The organism is Sphingomonas paucimobilis NBRC 13935, assembly GCF_000739895.2.
Classification (GTDB): domain Bacteria; phylum Pseudomonadota; class Alphaproteobacteria; order Sphingomonadales; family Sphingomonadaceae; genus Sphingomonas; species Sphingomonas paucimobilis.
This window is the reverse complement of record NZ_BBJS01000021.1, coordinates 1-23,118: the sequence shown is the minus strand read 5'-3', so window position 1 is coordinate 23,118 and position 23,118 is coordinate 1. Positions and strand designations below refer to the sequence as shown.

Here is a 23,118-nt window from a genome sequence, read left to right as displayed (position 1 = left end):
GGGGAGGATTGAGACGCCGATCGACCCTGTCGTTTTCAGCCAGCGAAACCCTGCGGTTTGCCTCCTACCTCCCGTTCGCTAAGGCTCGGCCGCGATGAAGTTCAACAGGCGCAACATCCTGATCGGCGGTGGGGCAGGGGTCGGCTTGCTCGTCGCCTGGAACCTGTGGCCGCGCGCCTATGCCCCCAATCTGGCGACGGAGCCGGGCGAGCAGGCGTTCGGCGCGTGGCTGAAGATTGGGCGCGACGGCATCGTCACCGTCGCGGTGCCCCAGGCCGAGCATGGCCAAGGGATCGCCACCACCCTGGCGCAGGTGGTCGCCGACGAGTTGGGTGCGGACTGGCGCACCGTCGCGGTCGAGCCGGCGCCGATCAGCCCGCTTTACGCCAATCCGGTCGCGGTCGATTCGCTGTTCGAGGGGGCGTTCGGCGGCCTGCCGGAGCCCCTTCGCGACGAATGGCTGAAGCGCGACATGGTGTTGCTGACGGCGGGGTCGAGTTCGCTGCGCATGTTCGAGGAGCCGGCCCGCGCCGCCGCCGCGACCGCGCGCGCCCTGATGGCACAGGCCGCCGCGCGCCGCTGGGATGTCGACTGGAGCCTGTGCGAGGTCAGGGACGGGTTCATCGTCCAAGGCAATCGCCGCCTGCGCTTTGCCGAGCTGGCCGAGGCGGCGGCGGGCGAGACGGTGCCGCAGCCCTTGCCGCTGGGCAGCGGCGGCGCGGGGAAATTGGCGGGGCGCGATCTGCCCCGGCTCGATTCGCCGGCCAAGGCCGATGGCTCGGCCAATTTCACCGCCGATATCCGCCTGCCCGACATGGTGCATGTCGCGCTGCGCCACGCGCCGCTGGGGCAGATGCGCGGGCTTCGAATCGACCGTGATGCGGCGATGAAGGTCACCGGCGTCGTCGATGTGATCGAGGGCGACGACTGGGTGGCGGTCGCCGCCGCGAGCTGGTGGATCGCGCAGAAGGGGCTGGATGCGCTGCACGCCCAAGCGATCACCGACGGACCCCGCCCGACCAGCGCGGGAATCGCGCAAGGACTGAAACAGGCCTTGGCCGAGGAGGGACGGCTGGTCCTTTCGCACGGCGACGTGGCGGAGGGGTTGGCGGGCGGCGGGCTGATCTCGGCCGACTACCGGGTCGGCGTCGGCGTTCATGCCGCAATCGAACCGCGCGCGGCAGTGGCGGCGTGGCGCGAGGATGGGCTGGAGCTCTGGGCACCGACGCTGGCCCCGGCGCGGGCGCAGGCCGTTGCGGCACGGGCGGCGGGGATGGCGGTCGACCGGGTGGTGGTCCACCCGATGCCGATCGGCGGCGGTTTCGGCATCGGGCTGGAGATGGAGGCGGTCGCGCAAGTCGCGATGATTGCCGCCAAGCTGAAGCGGCCGGTCAATCTGCAATGGTCACGCGCCGACGATCTGCGTCGTGATGCCTTCCGCGCGCCCGCGCTCGCCCGGATGACGGCGCGGCTGGAGGGTGGGCGCATCACGGGTTGGCGCAGCCGGATCGCGACGTCGTCGACCGGATCGGCACTGGCCGAGCGGCTCCTGCCCAGTGGCCTGACGCGCTTCGGCATGACGGGCGACCGGCACGGCGATCCTTACGCGATGGGCGGCGCGGTGCCGGCCTATGCGATTCCGGCGCTGGCAGTGCATCATCACCCCGCCGAGCTGCCGCTGCCGACCGGCCATGTGCGGGGCGGCGCGCATGTGGCGAATTGTTTCTTCACCGAATCCTTTATCGACGAACTGGCGGCGCAGGCCGGGGCCGATCGGCTCAATTGGCGGCTGGGAATGCTGCGCGACGAGCCCCGGCTGGCGCAATGTCTGTCGACCGCTGCCTCGCTGGGCGGCTGGGAAGGCGGCGGCGCGGGTAGCGGACAGGGGCTGGCCGCGCATCGCTTTCGCGGCAGCCATGTCGCGGTGTTGGCCGAGGCACATCGCGAAGCCGGCGGCCGGCCGGTGGTCGATCGGCTGGTGGCGGCGGTCGATTGCGGGCGGATCGTCAACCCGGACATCGTCCGCCAGCAGATTGAGGGCGGGCTGATCTTTGGCCTCGCCAATCTGTTCGGCGCGGCGACGGGGTTCACGCGGGGCGAGGCGGATGCCGATCGGTTGGCGAAACTCCATCTGCCGCGCCTCGCCGACATGCCCGACATCACCGTCGAACTGATCGCCTCCGACGAAGCGCCGGGCGGTGTTTCCGAACTGGCCGTGCCGCCGGTCGCCCCCGCCATCGCCAATGCGCTGGCCACTTTGGGGGATGCGTCACGGATACGAAGCCTGCCGATGGAGTTTCCCGCCTGATGCTGCCCCCCGATCATCCACCCGTCCCGCGTCCGAAGATCGGCGTGCTCCTGATGAACCTGGGCACGCCCGAGGCGCCCGAGCCGCGCGCGGTGAAGCGGTATTTGCGCGAATTCCTGTCGGATCGTCGCGTGATCGAAATACCCGCGCTCCTCTGGCAGCCGATCCTGCGCGGCATCATCCTGAACACCCGGCCTAAGAAATCCGCCCATGCCTATTCGCTGGTGTGGCGCGATGATGGATCACCGCTGGCCGCGATCACCCGCGCGCAGGCGGTGGCGCTCAAGGATGCGTTCGGGCCGGGCGTGATGGTCGACTGGGCGATGCGCTATGGCCGGCCCGCCATCACCGAGCAGGTTCAGGCGATGAAGGATGCCGGGTGCGAGCGCATCCTGCTCGCTCCCCTATATCCGCAATATTGCGCGGCGACGACGGCGACCGCCAATGACAAGGCTTTCGCGCATCTGGCCACGATGCGCTGGCAACCGGCGATCCGCACCTTGCCGCCTTATTATGACGACGCGCTCTATATCGATGCGTTGAAGCAGCAGGTCGAGGCGCAGCTCGCCACGCTCGATTTCGAGCCCGAGGCGATCGTCGCCAGTTTCCACGGCATGCCGCAGCGCACGCTGGAACTGGGCGATCCCTATCACTGCCATTGCCGCAAGACCGCGCGCCTGCTCGCCGAGGCGATGAAGGAGACGCTGGGCGGACGCGAATTGCTGGTCGCGTTCCAGTCGCGATTCGGTCGCGCCAAATGGCTGGAACCCGCGACCGACACGACCCTGGAGGCGCTGCCGGCGCGCGGTATCAAGAAGGTGGCGATTTTGGCCCCCGGCTTCTCCGCCGATTGTATCGAAACGCTCGAAGAACTGGCGATTCGGGGCCGCGAAAGTTTCGAAGAGGCCGGCGGCACCCATTTCGCCTATCTGCCCTGTCTTAACGACACGGATGTCGGCATAAAAATGCTGAAGGGATTGATCGAACGCGAGCTTCAGGGCTGGTTGCCGTAGCGTAATATTACGTATCAGGTCCGTCTTGGCCATTGCGGAGAACCTTTGCCCCTTTTAAGCCACAATCTCATTTGGGAGAGGTTTGATGGCTCGGGTTGCAATCGTGACGGGTGGTACGCGCGGTATTGGCGAGGCGATCAGCCTGGCCCTGAAGGAGGCCGGCGTCACCGTCGCCGCCAATTATGCCGGCAATGACGAGCGCGCGCGGGAATTCTCGGAGCGGACCGGGATCAAGGCCTATAAGTGGGACGTCGCCGATTATGACGCGGTGCAGGCCGGTGTCGCACAGGTCGCCGAGGAACTCGGCCCGGTCGACATCGTCGTCAACAATGCGGGCATCACCCGCGACGGCACGCTGCTGAAGATGACCTACCAGATGTGGAAGGAGGTCATGGACACCAATCTTGGCGGTTGCTTCAACATGGCCAAGGCGGTGTTCCCTGGCATGCGCGAGCGCAGATGGGGCCGCATCGTCAACATCGGATCGATCAACGGCCAGGCGGGCCAATATGGCCAGGTTAACTATGCCGCCGCCAAGTCGGGCATCCATGGCTTTACCAAGGCGCTGGCGCAGGAAGGAGCGCGTGTCGGCGTGACCGTCAACGCGATCGCACCCGGCTATATCGACACCGACATGGTCGCCGCGGTTCCCGCCGACGTGCTGGAAAAGATCGTCGCCAAGATCCCGGTCGGCCGCCTGGGCCAGGCGCATGAGATCGCGCGCGGTGTCGCCTTCCTCTGCTCGGACGAGGCGGGCTTCGTGACCGGCTCGACCCTGTCGATCAACGGCGGCCAGCATATGTATTGAGGAATGCAAGAACGCCGACCTCCGCTGGGGAGACCGGCGTTCCGTCCTCGATACGCTACGCGAGGAAAACCGGGGCGGGTGGGGCAGATACTGGCCCCGTCCGCCCTAACTGTTTAGCGGCAATAGCCCGGGCGGCCCGACCGCTCGATCGCACGGCCGGCCAGGGCGCCACCGGCACCGCCGATCACGGTGCCCAGCGTGCGGTCGCCATCGGTGTCGATGGTCCGGCCCAGCAGACCGCCGGCGATCGCGCCGACGATGGTGCCGGTCGTGCCCGAGCGGCGGCACTTGCTGGCCTGATATTCGGCGCGGGCTCCGTCGGCATAGCCACGGTTGTAGCGGTCGGCATGATAGCCCCGGCGATAGCGGTGCGCGTCCGCGGCGGTGGCGGGCAGGACTGCGCCGCCGATCATCGCCAGCGTGGTCGCCGCCAGGGTCAGGGTCTTCATCATGGTCTTCACTCCCGAATCTTTCATCGACTGACGGTCCCGTCCGTCGTCGTTGATCGACTTCTGGGCGATTCGCGTTGAGCGCTTCCTGAATGCCGCCGTTATCCGCCGTTCAGGGAAAAGGGTGGGACAGGACGCGGGGATTTGGCGGCTGTCCAGTTGCGGTGCAGCGCGTATGAGGCGGCATGCGCGTGCTTCTGTCCTGTCTGTTGCTGCTGGCCTTCGTGCCCGGATGGTCGGGGGAGCAGCGGCTGGCCCTGCTGGGGACGACGCCGCAGATGGAGGTGCGCGCCGTCGCGCTCGATCCGCATGATCCGGCGCGGCGTCGTTTGGGCGCTCTGACCTATCTGGGCGGCGTCACGCTGCGCAGTCGCGATCCGGCCTTTGGTGGCTTTTCCTCGCTGGTGGTGACGGGCGACCGGTTCCTGTTACTCAGCGATGGCGGCAATTTCGTGCGGTTCCGGATGGGAGCGGACTGGCGGCCGCACGGCCTGCGCTTCGGCAATCTACCGGCAGGGCCCAGCGTCGGTTGGCAGAAACAGGACCGGGACAGCGAATCGCTTGCTCGCGATCCCCGGACCGGCGCGCTCTGGGTGGGGTTTGAGCGCTATAACCAGATCTGGCGCTATACCCCCGACTTTGCCCGGGCGGAGGGCTATGTCGCGCCCCGCGCCATGGCACGCTGGCCCCGCAATGGCGGCGCCGAGTCGCTGGCGCATATGCCCGATGGGCGATTCGTCACCATTTCCGAAGAGGCGACGGTGTCCAAAGCCGAACGACGGGGGATGAAGGTCGCCGGCGAGCAGACACGGCAGGGGCTGATCTTCGCGGGCGATCCGCTGCGCTATCGGCCCCGCCGTTTCATCTATCAGGTGTCGCCCGATCACGACGTCGCCGATGCCGCCGCACTGTCCGACGGATCGCTGGTCGTCGTCGAGCGGCGGTTTCGACTGCCGTTCCGATTCTCGAATCGGATCATGTGGGTCCCGGCGGCGGAGATCGCACCGGGGCATCTGGCGCGGGGCAGGCTGCTGGCGGACCTGGACGCACCGCTGATCCACGACAATTTCGAGGGCGTGGCGGTGACCCGGGAGGGCGGGGCAACGATTCTCTGGCTGGTGTCGGACGACAATCAGACGGTGTTGGAGCGGACCTATCTGCTCAAATTCCGGTTGGATCAGCGGCCGGCCGCCGGTGCACGCTAGGGGCGTGGCCTTCGACTGCGCTCAGGCTGAACGGAATGTGGGTATCAAGCGCGGCTATCCGCCTCGCCCTTCGGCCCGTTCCGCCTGAGCGCAGTCGAAGGCCACGGCAAACGCGAATCCCAAACCCCAACGAGGAAAACCCGCCGCTCCGGGGAGCGGCGGGCTTCGAAACCTCAGGCACGCTGCGCGAGATTACGCGGCGGCGGCTTCGGTCTTGGCGCCGGCCAGCTTCTTCACGACGTCGCGCTTCAGGCGACGGGCGCGCAAGGAAAGCTGGTCGTCCGAGGTCTTGACCAGCCAGTTGTCGAGGCCGCCATTGTGCTCGACCGAGCGCAGGCCGTGGGTCGAAACGCGAAGACGGACGCTCTTTTCCAGCGCGTCGGAAATCAGCGTCACGTTCTGCAGGTTCGGCAGGAACGTCCGCTTGGTCTTGTTGTTGGCGTGGGAAACATTGTTGCCCACCTGCCGGCCCTTGCCGGTCAGCTCGCAAATGCGCGACATGATCGTTATCCTGGTTTCAGGCAATGCCCGGAAAGGCCGCGCGGATACCGTGTTCCCGTGCGCCCGTCAACCGATTCCCCATGGGCGACCGTGCAACCGCCCTCGGAACAGGGCGTTGTTACGCCAACGAACCTGTTGGAGCCAGACCCATGCGCGCCTTTCTTGTATTAATCGGCATCGTCCTGCTGCTGGCCGCCGGTGCCATGGCGATGGGCTGGATCAGCATCGACCAGACGCGCCCCGCCGTGGTGCAGGCGCCGACCTTCCGCGCCGAAGGGCCCAAGGTGTCGGTCGGCACCACCCAGAAGACCGTCGAGGTGCCTACCGTCTCGGTCGAAAAGCCCGCCGACAACGCGCAATAAACTTTCATATCCAGCCCCCTTGCCCGCGTATGTGACGCGGGGCAGGGGGACATGATGTTCCCGCTGCCCGAACCGATGCGCCTGGCGCTCGATGCCGCCCGGCGGGCTGGGGAAGAAGGCGAGGTGCCGGTGGGGGCGGTGATCGTCCGTCACGGCCAAGTCGTCTCGGTCGCGGCCAATGCGCCCCGCCGCCTGCATGATCCCACCGCCCATGCCGAAATCCAGGCGATTCGCGCCGCCGCGGAGAAACTAGGCCGAGAGCGACTGGAGGAGTGCGATCTCTGGGTCACGCTGGAGCCCTGCGCGATGTGCGCCGGAGCCATCGCCCATGCCCGGATCGCGCGACTCTATTATGCGGCCAGCGATCCCAAGGGCGGCGCGGTGGAACATGGCCCCCGCTTCTTCGGCCAGCCGACCTGCCATCACCGGCCGGAAATCTACGCCGGGATCGGGGAAGCGGAAGGGGCCGCGCTCCTCCGTAGTTTCTTTGCGGCGCGGCGATAGCCCATGTCGATCACCATCAATCCCGACGATTTCCTGGAAACCTCAGATGGGCGGGTTTGGACGCCTGAGCGCAACGCGGCTGCTTGGTGCCAATCCTATGAGGCGCTGGAGCAGGCGATACGATCCGCCTCCGATCCTGCGCGGGTGATCTTGGTGTGCGGCATCCAGGGGGCGGGAAAGACGAGTTGGATCGCGGCGCAACCCGTATGTCCGGCCACCATCTATTTCGATGCGGCGTTGCCCGGCGTACGTCACCGCGCAAAGATCGTCGCGATCGCGAAGCGGCTGGGGGCGAAGATCGACGCCGTGTGGATCGACACGCCGCTGACCATGGCGATCGCCCGCAATGCCCGGCGTTCACCGGACAAGATCGTGCCGGTGTCCGCGATCATCTCGGTCGCGAGGCAGTTCGAGGCCCCTTCGCGCGCGGAGGGGTTCGATGATGTTCAAGTGCACAAGGGGACGTGACGGGCTCTCCCTGAGCAAATGGCAAAGGACCCGGATGGCATCCCATCCGGGCCCTTTTGACACGATTTTCGAACTGGGAGCGATCAGCGCAGATCGCCCTCGCGAATCGGCACGATCTTGATCTCGACACGGCGATTGGCGGCGCGGCCGGCATCGGTGTCGTTCGAGGCGATCGGCTGCGACTTGCCGAAGCCGCGCGTACCGATACGGGCCGGCTGCACCCCGCGCGACGCGAGATAATCGGCCACTGCCACCGCACGCCGCTCCGACAGCGCCTGATTATAGCTGTCGCTGCCGGTCGAATCGGTATGGCCGTACACGTCGATATAGGTCTGCTTATACTGCGACAGGATGTCGGCGACCTGATCCAGCGTCTGGCGGAACTGCGGCTGCACCGTCGACGAATCATAGGCGAAGGTGATGCCCGAAGGCAGGTTCAGCAGCAGGTCGTCGCCCTGGCGGACCACCTGCACATCGGTGCCGGCGGTGCGGGCACGCAGATCGCGCTCCTGCTTGTCCATATAGGCGCCGATGCCGGCCCCGGCGAGGCCGCCGATCCCTGCGCCCAGGATCTTCTCGGTCCGGTCGCGTCGACCGCCGACCAGATCGCCGAGCAGATAGCCGCCCACCGCGCCGCCCAGGCCGCCGATCGCCGCCTTGGACAGGCGCTGCTGCCCGGTTTCCGGATCGGTGGTGCAGGCGGAAGTGGCGACCAGCGCCGACAGCGCGGCCATGGTCAGGAATTTTGCGGACGTCTTCATGCGCGTAACCCTTGTTAATATGTCGCGTCTCTACCCCCGAAACGCGGAGCCGGTGACGCTTGTTCCGCAAGCGATCTGAACGGAAGATGACGGCGGGAGTTGTCGAAGGCCTGTCCGGCCCGCTATGAGCACTCCACACCGATGGCACCGCTGCCCCCCTTCCCCTGGATCGACGTCCTCATCATCCTCGCGCTCGTCGCGTTGAACGGGGCCTTTGCGATGAGCGAACTCGCGATCGTTTCCGCCCGTCGCGCGCGGCTGGAGGGGATGGCCCGGGGCGGGAGCAAGGGCGCGCAGGCCGCGCTGGCGCTGGCCGCCGATCCGGGCAAGTTCCTGTCGACCGTCCAGATCGGCATTACGCTCACCGGCATTATCGCGGGTGCCTATTCGGGCGCGAGCCTCGGCACGCCGACGGCCGCGCGGCTGCAGGCGTTGGGCATCGCGCCCGCGACCGCCGCGACTTTGGGCTTCGCGCTGGTGATCGGCCTGACCACCTATGCCTCGCTGATCCTGGGAGAGCTCGTCCCCAAGCAGTTCGCGCTGCGCAAGCCCGAGCCGATCGCCGCCTTTGTCGCGATGCCGATGCGCTGGCTGGCGATCATCACCGCGCCAATCGTCTGGGTGCTCGATTCGACCAGCGGCATCATCTTCAAGCTGCTGGGCCTGAACCGCGACAATGAGGATCAGGTAACGGCCGAGGAACTGCACCTGATCGTCGCCGAGGCCAGCAAATCGGGCGTGATCGAGGAGCATGAGCGGTCGATCATCTCGGGCGTCGTGCGCTTGGCCGACCGCCCGGTGCGCGAGGTGATGACGCCGCGAACCGAGATCGACTGGCTCGACTGTACGCTCGACGATACGGCGATTCGCGCCAAGCTGCTGGAAAGCCCGCGCACCCGCCTGCCGGTGGGCGAGGGCTCGATCGATGCGGTGGTCGGTGTCGTCCAGGCGCGCGACATCGCCATGGCGCTGTTCCGGGGCGAGCCGCTCGACCTCAAGACGCTGATGCGCAAGGCGCCGGTGGTGATCGACCGGATCGACGCGATGGACGTGCTGCTGGCGCTGCGCCAGGCCGAGGTGCCGATGGCGCTGATCCATGACGAGTACGGCCATTTCGAAGGGATCGTGACCCCCTCCGACCTGCTCGCCGCGATTGCGGGCGAGTTCGCCTCCGACGCCGATCCGGGTGATGCGCCCTCGGTAGTCGAGCGCGAGGACGGCTCGCTGCTGGTCGCCGGGACCATGGCGGCGGATGCGCTGGCCGATCGCCTCGGTATCGACCTGCCCGACGACCGCGATTACGCGACCGTCGCCGGGCTGGCGCTGGCGGTGTTCCGCCACCTGCCCGCCGAGGGCGAGAGCTTCGTCGAACAGGGCTGGCGCTTCGAGGTGGTCGATCTCGACGGGCGCCGGATCGACAAGCTGCTGGTCAGCGAGGTTTAGACGCTTTGGGCTTCGGCGGCGGCGGCAGCGCTACGAAGCCGATCCGCTCGAACCCGGCCTGCTGGGCGACGTAGATCACCGCAGCGGTACAGCGATAGGGTATGTCGGCCGCGCTGCCGATCGATGTGGAAATCCAGGTTCGACGGGCTTCCCGTAATGCCGTTATCGCGGCCACCTCGTCTTTGGGCAAAGTGAAGAGCTGATCCGACACCTTCGCCGTGCAGATGTCGGGCGGGGTGTGCGCCATCACGATCGTTAGCGATGCTTCGGCTTTGCGGTCGGAAGAGCGCATGGCCAAAGCCCCCGGGGCCATGGCCGTTATAGCGAGCAGTGTGGCGATCGACCAAGGCCTCATGTGTAAAGGCTATCAGTCGTCCCTAAGGTCGACAATAGTCGGTGATTTTCGAACGTCGAAATCATGGCGGTGATTGTCGTTCAGCGCAAATGCTGACATGATCTGCCCATGCCGATAATTCTGCCATTATTGCTCGCGGCCAGCTCGGTTTCTGCCGTGCCCTGCGCCGATGGCAATTGGATATTCCACTCCGGGGAAACGGCACTGTTTCACTTTGGTGTGCGTTCCTCGGAAAAAGGACTGGAGGCGAGTTGGGAACGGCCGCAACATTTTGAATCGGATGAGGAAAGCGTCACGAAGGTGCGTGGGCCCATCGTTCGGCGGGTGGCACGATCGGCGCGACCGGTGGGCGGGGACCTGGAACTGACCTTCGACGATCCCGAACCAAACAGCGAGCCTGACGTGTTCCGCGTCCATTGTGAAAAGGACGGGACGCTGACCGCCTCCTATGCTGCCTTCCGGACCGATCCGCTGCATCTGGTGCGGGCACCCGCCACCAAGCCCATATTGGGGCCGTGGGACGCCGCCCGCGCCTATCCGACCGTCACGTCGCGCCCGACCAATGCCGAGATGACCGCCATCTTCGAGGCGGATCAGAAGGATCGCATGACGCCGTCGATCGACTGGGCGGTGGTCGGCGCGGCCGACCGGAAGCGCAAGGCGCGGACGCAGGAACTGCTCGATTCGGGTGCACTTCACAGCGGCGACGATTTTTACCACGCCGCCTTCCTGTTCCAGCACGGCGATGGACCGAACGACTATCTGAAGGCGCATCTGCTCGCGACAATCGCGGCGGCACGGGGCAAGCCGCAGGCTGTGTGGATCGCCGCCGCCACGCTCGACCGCTATCTCCAGTCGATCGGCAAACCGCAGGTGCTGGGCACGCAATTCATGGTCCCCAATGCCGGCAAGACGACGCAGGACCCCTATGATCGGACGCTGATCTCGGATGCCCTGCGACAGGCGCTGCATGTGCCGCCGCTGGCCGAGCAGGAAAAACAGCGCCAAGGCTATGACGACGAAGCGGCGGCCGAGGCGAAGGTCGCCAATGACAACCATGATGCCGCCTCCAAACCGGCCTCGACTGAATAATGGCTATAGCGGGGGGCAGCCTCAACCCTTCAATATGATATCCCCTGAGGCCACCACCCGCGAAATCTGCGGTAGGATATGCTCGATGGCAAAGGCATGAAGTTCGGCCGAGCGCGAGGCGCAGGCGTCCTCCGCGATGACGACGTCGTAGGACAGCTCCCACGCCGAGCGGGCGGTGGATTCCACGCCCATGTTTGTGGCGATGCCGGCGATCACCACCGTCCGCACGCCGCGCCGCCGCAGTTGCAGGTCCAGATCAGTGCCGGTGAAGGCGCCCCAATGATGTTTGAGCACCACGATATCGCTCGGCTGACGCAGGTCGGGCACGAATTCGCTGAACTCGAGCGGGGTGCCTTCGGGGGGTAGGCTGGGTCGGTCGACCGTCTGGCTGGGCATCGTCTCCGGCGTGAAGCCGACATGGACGAGGATGACCGGCGCGCCCGCGTCGCGGAAGCGCTGGGCCAGCGTCTGTGCGGTTCGGACGACGTCCTCGCCTGAACGGGGACCCTCAGCGCGGGGAACGATGCCCTTTTGCAGGTCGATGAGGATCAGGGCGGTGGTGCGGGGATCGAGCGTGATCATCGCGCATCAACGGCGTCCCCGCATCGCCGTTCCGAAGCTAGGCGGCGTCAGAGTCGGCCGAACACCGCCTCGAACCCCTGGCGGTCGCCCGATGCCAGCAGCCGCGCCTGTTCCAGCCAGCGGTCACGCGCCATGCGGCCTGAAAAGGGCCCGAGCTGCGCGTCGAGCGCCTGGGCCTGCGCTTCGCTCAGCGCGGCCATGTCGCCGACCGTGGTGATGCCATGTTCCGCCAGCTTCTGGGTCAGCTTGGGGCCAAGCCCTTTGAGCAGCGTGATCGGCTGATCCTCGGGCCGGGTCACGTCCGCCGCTGGCTGGGCGGGGGCGGCTTCGGTGGCGGGGCTGGCGTCCATTGGGGCTGCGGCGGCGACCGGCTCGTCGCTCAGCGGATCGTTGGCGACCGCCGGTTCCTCGGACGCGGCGGGCGCGGGCATGGCCGGCGGGGTGGTGGGTAGCGGCGCAGGCGTCGGAGCCACGCTGGGCGTCGCCGCAGGAGCGGGCGTCGGTGTCGCGCTGGATTGCGGCTTGGGCTTCGGCTGGGTCAGTTCCGCTTCGCTCAGCGGTGCGTGGTCGGGCTGGCGCAGGCTCACGCCCGCTTCCCGCGCATTCCGGTCCACCTGCCGCGCGGCATGGGTGCGGCGGCGCTTCAGGCGCATGCCGATCAGGATGGCCGCGATCGCCGCGATCGCGACCAGCGCGATCAGGGCGAAATGGATGGTCGTGATGGCGGCTACGCCATCGGGAATCAGGCTTCCAGCCGGTGCTGCCGTCGTATCGTTCATCGCTTCACCCTATTGTCCCAATGCCCCGATCGCGAGCCCAATCGACAGCCCTAGTTCGCGGTTCCCGTAGCGTCGGCCTCACGCGCGACTTCGCGCCAGCCGATATCGCGGCGGCAGAAACCGTCGGGGAAGCGGATCGCATCGACCGCGCGATAGGCAGCGGCCTGCGCCTGGCCCACCGTGGCGGCACTGGCGGTGACGGCGAGCACACGGCCGCCGCTGGCGACCAGATGGTCACCGTCCTGCCGGGTCCCCGCCTGGAAAACGACCGCGCCGGTGGCTTCGGCGGCGTCGATCGCGTCGATCGTGCCGCCGGCCTTGGGCGTGCCCGGATAGCCGGAGGCGGCCATGACGACGGTCAGTGCCGGATCGTCCGAGAAAGTGGGCGCGGGCAACGCGGCCAGCCGTCCCTCGGCCACCGCCAGCATCACCGCCAGCAGATCGCCTTGGAAGCGCAGCATCAGCACCTGACATTCAGGATCGCCGAAGCGCGCATTATATTCGATCAGCTTCGGCCCCTGTTCGGTCAGCATCAGCCCGGCATAGAGCACGCCTGAAAAGTGCGTCCCCTCGGCGCGCAGCGTATCGACGGTGGGGCGGACGATTCGGTCGATCGCCTGTTGCTCCAGTTCCGGGGTTAGCACGCGCGCGGGGCTGTAGGCGCCCATGCCGCCGGTATTGGGGCCGGTATCGCCATCGCCGACGCGCTTGTGATCCTGCGCCGAGCCGAAGGGCAGGAGCGCCTCGCCATCGGTCAGGACGAAGAGGCTGGCCTCCTCGCCCTCGAGAAATTCCTCGATCACCACTTCCGCGCCTGCGACTGAGAACAGGTCGGTGATCGCGGCCTCGGCCTCGGCCTTGGTAAAGGCGACGGTCACGCCCTTGCCCGCCGCCAGGCCGTCGGCCTTGATGACCACGGGCAGGCCGAAGGTCGTGGCGAGCGCGGCTTGCGCCTCTTCCAGCGTCGACACGCGGACATAGCCGGCGGTGGGGATGTCGGCGCGGCGGCACAGATCCTTGGTGAAGCCCTTCGACCCCTCCAGCTGCGCGGCGGCCTTGGACGGCCCGAACACCGGTACACCCGCCGCGCGCAGCGAATCGGCCAGCCCGTCGACCAGCGGCGCTTCGGGGCCGACCACGACGAGGCCGACCCCATGCTCCTGCACGAACGCCACCACCGCGGCGTGATCGGTCGCATCCAGCGCCACGCAGGTCGCATGGGCGGCAATACCGGGGTTGCCGGGCGCGGCGTAGAGCGTATCTAACCCGTTCGACTGTGCCAGCTTCCACGCTAGCGCATGTTCGCGGCCACCCGATCCCAGCAGCAGGACGTTCATGCCCGATCCTTATCCCTATGACGAAAGTTCGAGGCTGGTAGCCGAGGAGATCGCCGGCGACAACGCGCTCGCGCTATCGGTCGGCGAACTCAGCCTGAAGCTGAAGCGGATGGTGGAGGGCGAGTTCGGCCATGTCCGCCTGCGTGGCGAGATTTCGGGCTATAAGCGCGCGACCTCCGGCCATGTCTATATGAGCCTGAAGGATGAGAATGCGGTCATCGACGCGGTGATGTGGAAGGGGGCGGCGAACACGCTGCCCTTCCAGCCGCAGGACGGAATCGAGGTGATCGCCACCGGCCGCCTGACCACCTTCCCCGGCCGGTCCAAATACCAGATCGTCGTCGAGCGGATGGAACTGGCGGGCGCGGGCGCGCTGATGGCGTTGTTCGAGAAGCTGAAGGCCAAGCTGGCGGGCGAGGGGCTGTTCGACCGCGATCGCAAGCGCGCGCTGCCCTTCATGCCGCCGGTGATCGGCGTCGTCACCTCGCCGACCGGTGCGGTGATCCGAGACATCCTCCACCGGCTAGAGGATCGTTGCCCGACCCATGTCATCGTCTGGCCGGTCAAGGTACAGGGCGCGGGCTCGGCGGAAGAGGTCGCTGCGGCAGTCCGGGGCTTCGATGCGATCCAGCCGGGCGGACCGGTGCCGCGCCCCGACCTGGTGATCGTCGCACGTGGTGGTGGCTCGATCGAGGATCTGTGGTCGTTCAACGAGGAAATCGTCGTCCGCGCGGTCGCCGATTGCGCGATCCCGATCATCTCGGCGGTCGGGCATGAGACGGACACGACGCTGTGCGACTACGCCGCCGATTTGCGTGCGCCGACCCCGACGGCGGCGGCGGAGATCGCGGTGCCGGTGCTGGCCGATCTGCGCCTGACGGTGGCCAGCCATCGCCAGCGCACCGAGCGCTGCGCACGTCGCTATGTCGAGCGGGGGCGCGAGCGGCTGGAGGCGATGGCGCGGCTGCTGCCCAAGCGCGACCAGTTGTTGGGGCCCCAGCGCCAGCGTGCGGATGAGGCCGGCGCGCGGCTCGATCGCGGGCTGGAGCGGCGGGTGACGCTGGCGCGCGGCGGGCTGGACCGGGCGGGGGCGGCGTTGCGCCCGGCGATCCTGGAGCGTCAGGTGGAGCGCGGTCGCGACCGGCTGGCCTCAACCTGGCGGCTGGTCCAGTCGCTCAACCCCGACCGCATCCTGGAGCGCGGCTATGCCCGGATCACCGCGCGGCCGGGCGGCGAGACCTTGTCCTCGGCGGAGGCTGCGCGGGCGGCCGATACGCTGACGCTACGGTTCCGCGACGGTACGGTCGATGTCGCGGTGGATCAGGGCGGACTTGAGCGTCCCGCACCCAAAACCTATGACAAGCCCAAGCGGGAGCCGAAGGCCGATCCGTCTCAGCCCAGCCAGCCCACGCTTCTCTGATCCAAGGCAGACCCATGTTGATGTCGAACACCGATCGCCCCGCCCGGCTCCACTATCTGGCCAATGGCTTTCGCGTCCTGTCGCCGGGCGATCATGTCGTCTGCGCGGTGACCGGGCGGCGCATTCCGCTGGAAGACCTGAAATATTGGAGCGCCGCGCGGCAGGAAGCCTATGCCGATGCGCACGCGACTGCACAGGTGCTGGCGCCGCAATGAGGATGGGCGGCGGGATCGTTTTGGCATGGCTCACGGCGGGCCTTGCCCCGGTTGCGGCGATGGCGCCGCAAGCCGCCGCCCCGATCGCTGCGCCGCTGCCACCCATCCGCTGGACCGGACAGTTGAGCCAGGGCGGCCTGATCCGGGGGCAGGCGCCGGCCGGCACGGTGTCGGTTGCGCTCGATGGCCAGGAAATTCCGATGACGCCGGACGGGGCCTTCCTGATCGGGTTCGACCGCGATGCCGGGCCCAGCGCCCAACTGGTCACGACCGGGTCGGATGGCCGCCAGCTCCACCAGACGCTGACCATCGCCCCGCGCGCCTGGCGGATCGAACGGCTTGACCGTCTGCCCAAATATCCCGTCCCCGATCCCGAGTTCCAGCGGCTGCGCCCGCCGGAGCTGGAGCAGATTCGCGCCGCCCGCGCGCAGGAGACCGACGCGACGGGCTGGCGCCAGACACTCCAATGGCCGGTCAAGGGCCGCATCTCGGGCCTGTTCGGCGCGCAGCGCATCTATCGCGGCGAGCCGGGCAGCTATCATTCGGGGACCGACATCGCGGCGACCACCGGCACCGTCGTCCGCGCTCCCGCCGACGGGGTGGTCATTCTGGCAGCGGACCAGCCCTTCACGCTGGAGGGGCATCTGCTGATGCTCGACCACGGCCAGGGCCTGAACAGCGCTTTCCTCCATCTGTCGCGCATCGACGTCCGCCCCGGCGAGCATGTCCACCAGGGCCAGCCGATCGGTGCGGTCGGCGCCACCGGCCGCGCCACCGGCCCCCATCTCCACTGGAGCCTGCAATGGCGCGGCCGCAAGCTCGACCCGCTGCTGGTGACGGGGCCGATGGGTTGAGGGCGGCGGCGGCTATCGAATGCGTTTGACCAAGACCGATCGGCCGCCCTCTATCGACGCACGATAGCCCCCCAGCGATGCTTCTTTCAGCACGATCTTGTCGCCGGGGTCGGGGCTGAAGGTCATGCTGTCGATCGTCTGCCAAACTGATCCATTGGCCAATTCCAAATTCCAGCGTCCATAGACGTTGGTGGCTTTGGCCGATTTGATCGTGCTTTCGAGCTGACGGACAGCCGTATTGTCATCCGCCTTGCCGCCGCCGAACATCTCGTCCGTTGGGACGGCCAAGCCAAATCGCGATTGTTTGCGGGCAATGACGGCCTTGCGATCCAGCACCATCAGATCGCCCGAGGCCCGCGACGCCACGATGGCGGCGCTGGCGCGATCATAACAGGCAAGGCGCTCGTCATTCTGGGCTATGGCCTTGCATCGGATCAGTTCATCGAATTGACGAACGGCTCCGCCGTCTTGAGCCGCGAGCGGGACGGCAGTCGCCAAGACCGCCATTGGGCTTATGATCCTGATATAACGCCATGGGGATTTCATTGTCCCGACACCCTCCCGGTGCCGTCGGAAACCACCTGTTGAGCCGCGGCACGATGCTCTTGGTTGCTACGCGCCCATTGTTCGCGTGACATGCAGATTTTGCGCCCTTTGACGAACGAACCCGTTTCCACGATCCGTCGGCAGATCGGCTTGTCGGCCACTGCTCCCGCCGGGGCGGAAACAGGTTTGTCAGGCGCTGGCGCGACGGCTTGGGCTGCCGCTGCCAGGAGCAGAATGTTGAGCATGACATATTCCCGTCGGAGATAGAGTGACACCGTATCCCAGATATCCAGCGTGAACGCGCGGACCGCAAGTCGCTTGATTGTTGCGGCTTTTGCTCTTTGTGCCACACCTTATATGCGCGAATCTCACGCTGTTGCACTTATGCTACAATGCAGCAAAAAGGTAATAATCTAACCTAAAGCTAATTGTATAAGGTTTTGTAGCCCGTTTACGCTGTTCCCCATGCCGCAGGGCCAACCTGCGCAGAAAGAGCCTCCCGGGCAAACTGGGGGCATAAAAAGGGGTTAGACATGAAGCAGTTTTTCCGTGGCCAGTTGCTGGCCACCAGCCTGCTGGCTGGCACGGTGGTCTTCGGGGCGGCACCCGCCTTTGCACAGACCACTGATCAGACGGGCAACGCACCCGTAGCGGCACCGCCGGCCGCCCAAGAACCTGGCGTCCAGACGAGCGAATCGACCTCTCCAGCCACCCAGACCGGCGACGTCGTCGTCACCGGTACGCTGATTCGCAATCCGAACATCGTGGCGACCAGCCCGGTCACCGTCGTCAGCCAGGAGGAAATCCGCCTTCGTCAGGTAAACGTCGCCGAGCAAATCCTGCGCGAATTGCCGGGTGCGGTCCCCTCGATCGGTTCGCAGGTCAATAACGGCAATGGTGGCGCGTCGTTCGTCAACCTGCGCGGCCTGGGCGTCAACCGCAACCTCGTCCTGCTCGACGGCGCGCGTATCGCACCCGCGAACCTGGGCGGCGCGACCGACCTCAACAACATCCCACTCGCGCTGATCGAGCGCATGGACGTGCTGACCGGCGGTTCGTCGACCACCTATGGCGCGGACGCCGTCGCGGGCGTGGTGAACTTCATCACCCGCAGCGATTTCTCGGGCGTCGACGTGGCGGTGACCGACCAGATCACCGGCAAGGGCGATGGCCATAGCTACCGCGCCGAACTGACCGTCGGTGCCAATATGGATGACGGTCGCGGCAATGCGGTGCTGAGCATCGGCTTCCAGGACCAGAGCCCGGTCTATCAGGGTGATCGTTCCTACGGCATTCAGTCGATCGATTCGTACAGCGGTGCGGCCGGCGGTTCGGGCACGACCGTTCCGGGTCGCTTCTCGGTCGGATCGACGGGTACGCGCCAGATCAACCAGGCGGGCACCGCGTTCGTCCCGACCTATTCGCTGTTCAACTTCAATCCGTACAACATCTATCAGACGCCGTTTAAGCGCTTCAACATCTTCGGTTCAACCCGTTACGAGGTTTCGGACCACCTGGAATTCTACAGCCAGGCGATGTTCTCGAAGAACACGGTGTCGACGATCATCGCGCCGTCAGGCACCTTCGGCAATCCGCTGACCGTTCCGATCAGCAACCCGTATCTGTCGGGCGGGGTGCGTGACAGCTTCTGCTTGAACGCAGTCGATGCCGATCCGACCACCACGGGCCGTCAGGCGCCGACCCAGGCGCAGTGTAATGCCTATTACACCGCGACCAGCCCGACCGATGCGAACTACCGCACCTTCACGACGGCCGCCTTCCGGCGCTTCGTCGAGGCTGGGCCGCGTATCTCGGAATACACCACGCAGCTGTTTAACATCCGCGCGGGTGTCCGTGGCGCACTGGTCGGCAACTTCAACTATGACGTGTTCGGCACCTATGGCGAGAGCGAGAACACGCAGCGCCAGTCGGGCAACGGCTTGCTCTCGCGTTTGCAGCAGGCGACGCTGGCGACCAACACCTCGACCTGCCTCACCGCGACCAATGGCTGCGTTCCGATCAACCTGTTCGGTCCGGCGGGCAGCATCACCGCCGACCAGCTGGGGTATCTGCTCGGTGTGACCACCAGCAGCGGCGTGATGACGTCGCTGGGTACGCTGCGCGGCGTCATCTCGGGTGACTTTGGCGTGTCGAGCCCATTCGCCGACACCCCGGTCAGCATCGCGTTCGGTGGCGAATATCGCAAGTATACCGCGCGCACGACGTCGGACACTGCTACCCAGACCCCGGCCGAAGTGCTCGGCAATGGCGGTGCGACCCCGAATGCCAGCGGTCGCTATGACGTGAAGGAAGGCTTCGTCGAACTCGTCGCGCCGCTGGTCGAAGACAAGCCCTTCTTCCGCAGCCTGACCCTGGAAGCCGGTGCCCGCTATTCGGACTATTCCCGTTCGGGCGGCAACTGGACCTGGAAGGCGGGCGGCAGCTGGGAGCCGGTGGCAGCGTTTAAGCTGCGTGGCCTGTATACCCGTGCGGTTCGTGCGCCCAACATCGGCGAGCTATTCTCGCCGGCGGTGACTGGGCTCGATAACCTGGCGGTCGATCCCTGCGCGGGCTCGGCGCCGACTGCCAACGCGAACCTTCGCGCTGTTTGTATCGCTCAGGGCGCTCCGGCGGCCACGATCGGCAACATCGCTCAGCCTTCGTCGGGTCAGATCAACACGACCGGCGGCGGCAACCCGAACCTGGGCGTCGAGACGGCATCGACCGTGACGATTGGTGCGGTCATCCAGCCGACCTTCCTGTCGGGCTTCTCGATGACGGTCGATTATTACAACATCAAGGTGAACAACGCGATCAGCTCGCCGACCGTGGGTGACGTCGTCAACGCGTGCTTCGCCAATCTGACCGCCGCCAGCGCAACCAGCGCGGCCTGCACCGGCATCCGCCGCAACCCGCTGACCGGTGGTCTCGACGGCAGCGCGGCGACCACGCCGGGTCTGCCGGTGCCGCTGGCCAATATCGGCCAGCTGCTGACCGACGGTATCGATCTGTCGGCCAGTTACCGTCACGATCTGGGCTTCGGTAAGCTGGCCCTGGCCTTCAACGGCAACTGGACCAGCCGTTCGAAGTTCAAGGCAACCCCGACCTCGATCTACCGTGAGTGCACCAGCTATTATTCGGTCAACTGCGGGTCGATCCAGCCGGAGTTCTCGTTCAACCAGCGTACCACGCTGAGCATCGATAAGGTCGACCTGTCGGTGCTGTGGCGCTTCCTGTCGCCGGCCAAGTATGAGCCGCTGGCCCTGGCCGACGACATTGCGGCGGGTGGCGGGCCCGTCGCCGCTTATCAGCGGATCGGCGCCTATCACTATTTCGATCTGGCGGCGCAGTTCCAGGCGACGGACCGTTTCTCGCTGCTCTTCGCGGTGCGCAACGTGTTCGACCGCAAGCCGCCTTTCGTGGGTTCGTCGATTGGTTCGACCGCCTACAACAGTGGCAATACCTATCCGTCGACCTATGATCCGCTGGGTCGGCTGTTCTCGGTCACGGCGCGCGTTACGCTCTGATCCGATAACGATCTATGCCTTTCGGGGGCGGTGGCTTCGGCCATCGCCCCTTTTTTTATGCGCGATTCGCCCGGCCAGCTCTGACGCAGAACGTAGCCAAAATCGATGGTTCGCGCGGCGGTTTTGCATGCTCGCGGCGGCACCTGAGGACACACAGGCCAACACGTCTCAGCTTTTTAAAACCGACATAAATATTGTCGCAAATTGTATCGACGGTATGACACCGCCCAACCTCTGCAATCGATATCTCTGTGCTATGTAAGGTAGTGTGACCTATTTGCGACGGCGTGAGATCCAGTCGCGTTGTTGAATTTTCCTGTCTTTACAATGGTGCTGGATATGCCCAATCAGGCAACATTCAGTAACGATACAGAAAAACCATTTCATCAAGCCAGGAAGCTGACACACCGAAAACGGGTGTCGGATGGGAAAAGGGGTAATAACCATGACCAATTCGTGGATCGGGCTGCGCAAGCCGGGCCTGTTGGCGACTGTCGCGCCGCTGTCGATGCTGCTGGGCGCGCCGGCGCTTGCGCAGAGCGTGCCTGACGCCAATCAGAACGCTGAAACCAATGCCCAGGTCGCGCAGGGGGCCGAGCAGGCCGATGCCGGAACAGGCGGCGACATCGTCGTCACCGGCTCGATCATCCGTGGCGCGGATGTCGGCCCGTCGCCGGTGTCGACCATCACCGCCGAGAATCTCGACGTGCGCGGCATCAACACGGTGCAGGCGGGGATCCAAGCGCTGTCGTCGAACAACGGCCCGGCGCTGACCAACTCGTTCACCGCCAATGGCGCGTTCGCCAGCGGTGCGTCGTCGGTGTCGCTGCGCGGCCTGTCGACCAACTCGACGCTGGTGCTCTTCGATGGCCTGCGCGCCGCTTATTATCCGCTGTCGGATGACGGCACGCGCAACTTCGTCGATCTGAACACCATCCCCGACGATATCGTCGACCGCGTCGAAGTGCTGCGCGACGGCGCGTCGTCCAGCTATGGTGCGGACGCGATCGCGGGTGTGGTCAACATCATCACCAAGCGTTCGGTGAAGGGTGTCATGGGCCGCGCCGAAGCCGGCATTTCCGAGCGGGGCTATAACGCCAATCAGCGCCTGTCGCTGACCGCCGGTACCGGCGACCTCGATGAGCAGGGCTATAACGCCTATATCAGCGGCTTCTATTATCGTTCGGAGGGCGTGAAGGCGCGCCAGCTGCCCGGACCGTTCAACTCGAGCGACGAGCGCGGCATCTGCTCCAACCGCACCGGCACCACTGTTTGCGGCCCCAACAACATCGCCAACGGGCTGGACCAGAACGGTCAGTATACCAATGGCTTTGCGATCAACACGCCGAACTTCTATGTGCGTCCGGCCGATGCCACCAACACCACTGCCCTGGGCCGCTACCAGCTGCTGAACCCGGCGGCGGGCTGCCTCACCGGCAATCCGTATAATCCGACCGCGGCCGAGCTGGCGCTGCCGGCCAATGCGCCCGCCGGTATCCTGTTCCCGCAATATTCGACGTCGCAGAACCCGACGCCCGCGATCGATCCCAATTCGGCGATCCTGGCGCTGCCGGTCTATGTCTGCCCGCGCTCGACCGTCGGCGCGTGCAATGCGACCAACGGCACGCTGAACCCGAACAACCCGTTCGCCGCCGCTGGCCAGGTCGCGCGTCTGGTCGGCCAGCTGCCGAACAGCTTCGAATCGACCAAGACCCGCAGCCGCGTCTATCGCGCCGCCTTCGGGATCAACGGCACGATCTTCGACGATGTCGATTATCGTTTCGACGCGACGGCGATGCACACCGATCTGCGTCTCGAGCAGAACGGCTATGTCTACATCCAGCACCTGCTCGATGTGATCAAGGACGGCAGCTATAACTTCATCAATCCGGGCCTCAACAGCCAGGCGACGCTGAACTATCTGACGCCGACCAACATCACCAACGACAGCTCGGACCTGCTGCAGGCGCAGTTCACCCTGGGCAAGGCGATCATGACCCTGCCGGGCGGTGACCTGCGTGTCGCGGTGGGCGGCTCGATCTTCTACGAGGCGATCGACGCACCCAGCGCCAACTCGGACGAGAACGGCCCGACCCAGCGCTATTTCCGCCTGAATGCCTTTGGCACCAGCGGCAACCGCACCGTGTCGTCGGCCTTCTACGAAATCAACGCGCCGATCTTCGATCAGCTGACGGTCAACGCCTCGGGTCGCTATGACCATTATTCGAGCGGCCAGAGCGCTTTCTCACCCAAGTTCGGCGCGATCTTCAAGCCGATCCGCCAGGTCTCCTTGCGGGGCACCTACTCGCGCGGTTTCCGCATCCCCTCGTTCGGCGAGGCGAATGCGCTGCCCACCACGGGTTACGTGACCCAGCAGCTGAGCAGCATCCCGGCGGCGTTCCTGCGCCAGTACAGCATCAATCCGGGCGCCAATCAGATCTGTTCGGCGGCGACCCCGCAATTCTGCTCGGCCTATATCGCCAACTATTCGATCGGCCAGACGACGCTGGCGTCGCAGAATCTCGACCCCGAAAAGTCGCGCAGCTTCACCGCGGCATCAAGGTCGATCCGGTGCGCGGCCTGTCGCTG

Annotated in this window: 23 protein-coding genes; 14 read left to right on the top strand and 9 right to left on the bottom strand. The window is 66.1% G+C overall.

All coding sequences use genetic code 11. The features are described 5' to 3' along the window. Nucleotides 1-94: 94 nt before the first annotated feature. From SP6_RS08235 to phbB, 3 genes are all read left to right on the top strand, one after another. A complete protein-coding gene (locus tag SP6_RS08235) occupies nt 95-2,308 on the top strand; it encodes a xanthine dehydrogenase family protein molybdopterin-binding subunit (RefSeq protein ID WP_007403903.1) in 2,214 nt (737 codons plus the stop codon). Continuing rightward, nucleotides 2,308-3,321 (top strand): ferrochelatase, encoded by a 1,014-nt coding sequence (hemH, locus tag SP6_RS08230; RefSeq protein WP_037567825.1) that lies wholly within the window; start codon nt 2,308-2,310, stop codon nt 3,319-3,321. The genes SP6_RS08235 and hemH overlap by 1 nt, the downstream gene beginning before the upstream one ends. A gap of 85 nt (nt 3,322-3,406) precedes the next feature. Continuing rightward, a complete protein-coding gene (gene phbB / locus SP6_RS08225) occupies nt 3,407-4,129 on the top strand; it encodes an acetoacetyl-CoA reductase (RefSeq protein ID WP_037567824.1) in 723 nt (240 codons plus the stop codon). Nucleotides 4,130-4,242: 113 nt separating this feature from the next. Here the strand turns inward: phbB and SP6_RS08220 are convergent, their stop codons facing one another. After that, nucleotides 4,243-4,581 carry a glycine zipper 2TM domain-containing protein gene (locus SP6_RS08220; protein ID WP_037567932.1) on the bottom strand — a complete coding sequence of 113 codons (339 nt, stop codon included), beginning with the start codon at nt 4,579-4,581 and terminating at the stop codon, nt 4,243-4,245. 182 nt (nt 4,582-4,763) lie between these two features. Between SP6_RS08220 and SP6_RS08215 the strand changes: the two genes are divergently transcribed. Continuing rightward, on the top strand, nt 4,764-5,783 hold the full coding sequence (locus SP6_RS08215; protein ID WP_007403720.1) for an esterase-like activity of phytase family protein: 1,020 nt from the start codon (nt 4,764-4,766) through the stop codon (nt 5,781-5,783). Nucleotides 5,784-5,975: 192 nt separating this feature from the next. Here the strand turns inward: SP6_RS08215 and rpmB are convergent, their stop codons facing one another. Then, a complete protein-coding gene (gene rpmB / locus SP6_RS08210; protein ID WP_007403847.1) occupies nt 5,976-6,284 on the bottom strand; it encodes a 50S ribosomal protein L28 in 309 nt (102 codons plus the stop codon). Nucleotides 6,285-6,433: 149 nt separating this feature from the next. On the opposite strand from rpmB, the gene SP6_RS08205 reads away from it, so the two are divergent. Genes SP6_RS08205 through SP6_RS08195 form a run of 3 tightly spaced genes read left to right on the top strand, consistent with a single transcriptional unit; the run spans nt 6,434 to nt 7,618 of the window. Further along, the gene (locus tag SP6_RS08205) at nt 6,434-6,646 is read left to right on the top strand and encodes a hypothetical protein (RefSeq protein WP_007403663.1); all 213 of its coding nucleotides are present in this window, start codon (nt 6,434-6,436) and stop codon (nt 6,644-6,646) included. Between the two features lie 54 nt (nt 6,647-6,700). Beyond that, the gene (locus tag SP6_RS08200; protein WP_227876552.1) at nt 6,701-7,150 is read left to right on the top strand and encodes a nucleoside deaminase; all 450 of its coding nucleotides are present in this window, start codon (nt 6,701-6,703) and stop codon (nt 7,148-7,150) included. Between the two features lie 3 nt (nt 7,151-7,153). Then, nucleotides 7,154-7,618 (top strand): AAA family ATPase, encoded by a 465-nt coding sequence (locus SP6_RS08195; RefSeq protein WP_007403946.1) that lies wholly within the window; start codon nt 7,154-7,156, stop codon nt 7,616-7,618. 83 nt (nt 7,619-7,701) lie between these two features. On the opposite strand, the gene SP6_RS08190 is transcribed toward SP6_RS08195, so the two are convergent. Then, complete coding sequence (locus SP6_RS08190; protein ID WP_007403893.1) at nt 7,702-8,379, bottom strand: YiaD family glycine zipper/OmpA-like lipoprotein; 678 nt, start codon at nt 8,377-8,379, stop codon at nt 7,702-7,704. Between the two features lie 141 nt (nt 8,380-8,520). On the opposite strand from SP6_RS08190, the gene SP6_RS08185 reads away from it, so the two are divergent. Next, complete coding sequence (locus SP6_RS08185) at nt 8,521-9,822, top strand: hemolysin family protein (RefSeq protein WP_007403739.1); 1,302 nt, start codon at nt 8,521-8,523, stop codon at nt 9,820-9,822. Here SP6_RS08185 and SP6_RS08180 read toward each other — a convergent pair. Beyond that, the gene (locus tag SP6_RS08180) at nt 9,809-10,114 is read right to left on the bottom strand and encodes a hypothetical protein (RefSeq protein WP_126053415.1); all 306 of its coding nucleotides are present in this window, start codon (nt 10,112-10,114) and stop codon (nt 9,809-9,811) included. The two genes, SP6_RS08185 and SP6_RS08180, sit on opposite strands and share 14 nt — an antisense overlap. Before the next feature lie 363 nt (nt 10,115-10,477). Between SP6_RS08180 and SP6_RS20880 the strand changes: the two genes are divergently transcribed. Then, nucleotides 10,478-11,269, top strand: coding sequence for a hypothetical protein (locus tag SP6_RS20880; RefSeq protein ID WP_128130670.1), 792 nt, complete (start codon nt 10,478-10,480; stop codon nt 11,267-11,269). A gap of 21 nt (nt 11,270-11,290) precedes the next feature. Here SP6_RS20880 and SP6_RS08170 read toward each other — a convergent pair whose 3' ends face one another. The 3 genes from SP6_RS08170 to purD are packed head-to-tail and all read right to left on the bottom strand — an operon-like array spanning nt 11,291 to nt 13,967. Next, nucleotides 11,291-11,851, bottom strand: coding sequence for a hydrolase (locus SP6_RS08170; RefSeq protein ID WP_007403759.1), 561 nt, complete (start codon nt 11,849-11,851; stop codon nt 11,291-11,293). A 47-nt stretch (nt 11,852-11,898) separates the two neighbouring features. After that, entirely contained in the window at nt 11,899-12,630 is a 732-nt protein-coding gene (locus SP6_RS08165; RefSeq protein WP_007403659.1) for a helix-hairpin-helix domain-containing protein, read from the bottom strand. A 50-nt stretch (nt 12,631-12,680) separates the two neighbouring features. Further along, complete coding sequence (gene purD, locus SP6_RS08160) at nt 12,681-13,967, bottom strand: phosphoribosylamine--glycine ligase (protein WP_007403803.1); 1,287 nt, start codon at nt 13,965-13,967, stop codon at nt 12,681-12,683. Between purD and xseA the strand changes: the two genes are divergently transcribed. Genes xseA through SP6_RS08145 form a run of 3 tightly spaced genes read left to right on the top strand, consistent with a single transcriptional unit; the run spans nt 13,966 to nt 16,456 of the window. Continuing rightward, entirely contained in the window at nt 13,966-15,387 is a 1,422-nt protein-coding gene (gene xseA / locus SP6_RS08155; RefSeq protein ID WP_007403791.1) for an exodeoxyribonuclease VII large subunit, read from the top strand. The genes purD and xseA overlap by 2 nt on opposite strands. A 14-nt stretch (nt 15,388-15,401) precedes the next feature. Next, complete coding sequence (locus tag SP6_RS08150; RefSeq protein ID WP_007403892.1) at nt 15,402-15,602, top strand: DUF2093 domain-containing protein; 201 nt, start codon at nt 15,402-15,404, stop codon at nt 15,600-15,602. A gap of 2 nt (nt 15,603-15,604) precedes the next feature. Beyond that, a complete protein-coding gene (locus tag SP6_RS08145; RefSeq protein WP_007403749.1) occupies nt 15,605-16,456 on the top strand; it encodes a M23 family metallopeptidase in 852 nt (283 codons plus the stop codon). Nucleotides 16,457-16,468: 12 nt separating this feature from the next. Here the strand turns inward: SP6_RS08145 and SP6_RS08140 are convergent, their stop codons facing one another. Then, entirely contained in the window at nt 16,469-16,963 is a 495-nt protein-coding gene (locus SP6_RS08140) for a hypothetical protein (RefSeq protein ID WP_037567820.1), read from the bottom strand. A gap of 35 nt (nt 16,964-16,998) precedes the next feature. Next, the gene (locus SP6_RS20875) at nt 16,999-17,247 is read right to left on the bottom strand and encodes a hypothetical protein (RefSeq protein ID WP_126053656.1); all 249 of its coding nucleotides are present in this window, start codon (nt 17,245-17,247) and stop codon (nt 16,999-17,001) included. A gap of 288 nt (nt 17,248-17,535) precedes the next feature. Between SP6_RS20875 and SP6_RS08135 the strand changes: the two genes are divergently transcribed. Next, a complete protein-coding gene (locus SP6_RS08135; RefSeq protein ID WP_082052458.1) occupies nt 17,536-20,529 on the top strand; it encodes a TonB-dependent receptor plug domain-containing protein in 2,994 nt (997 codons plus the stop codon). Between the two features lie 445 nt (nt 20,530-20,974). Continuing rightward, nucleotides 20,975-23,118: TonB-dependent receptor plug domain-containing protein (locus SP6_RS08130; RefSeq protein ID WP_439645773.1), on the top strand; the 2,144-nt coding region annotated here is incomplete at its 3' end.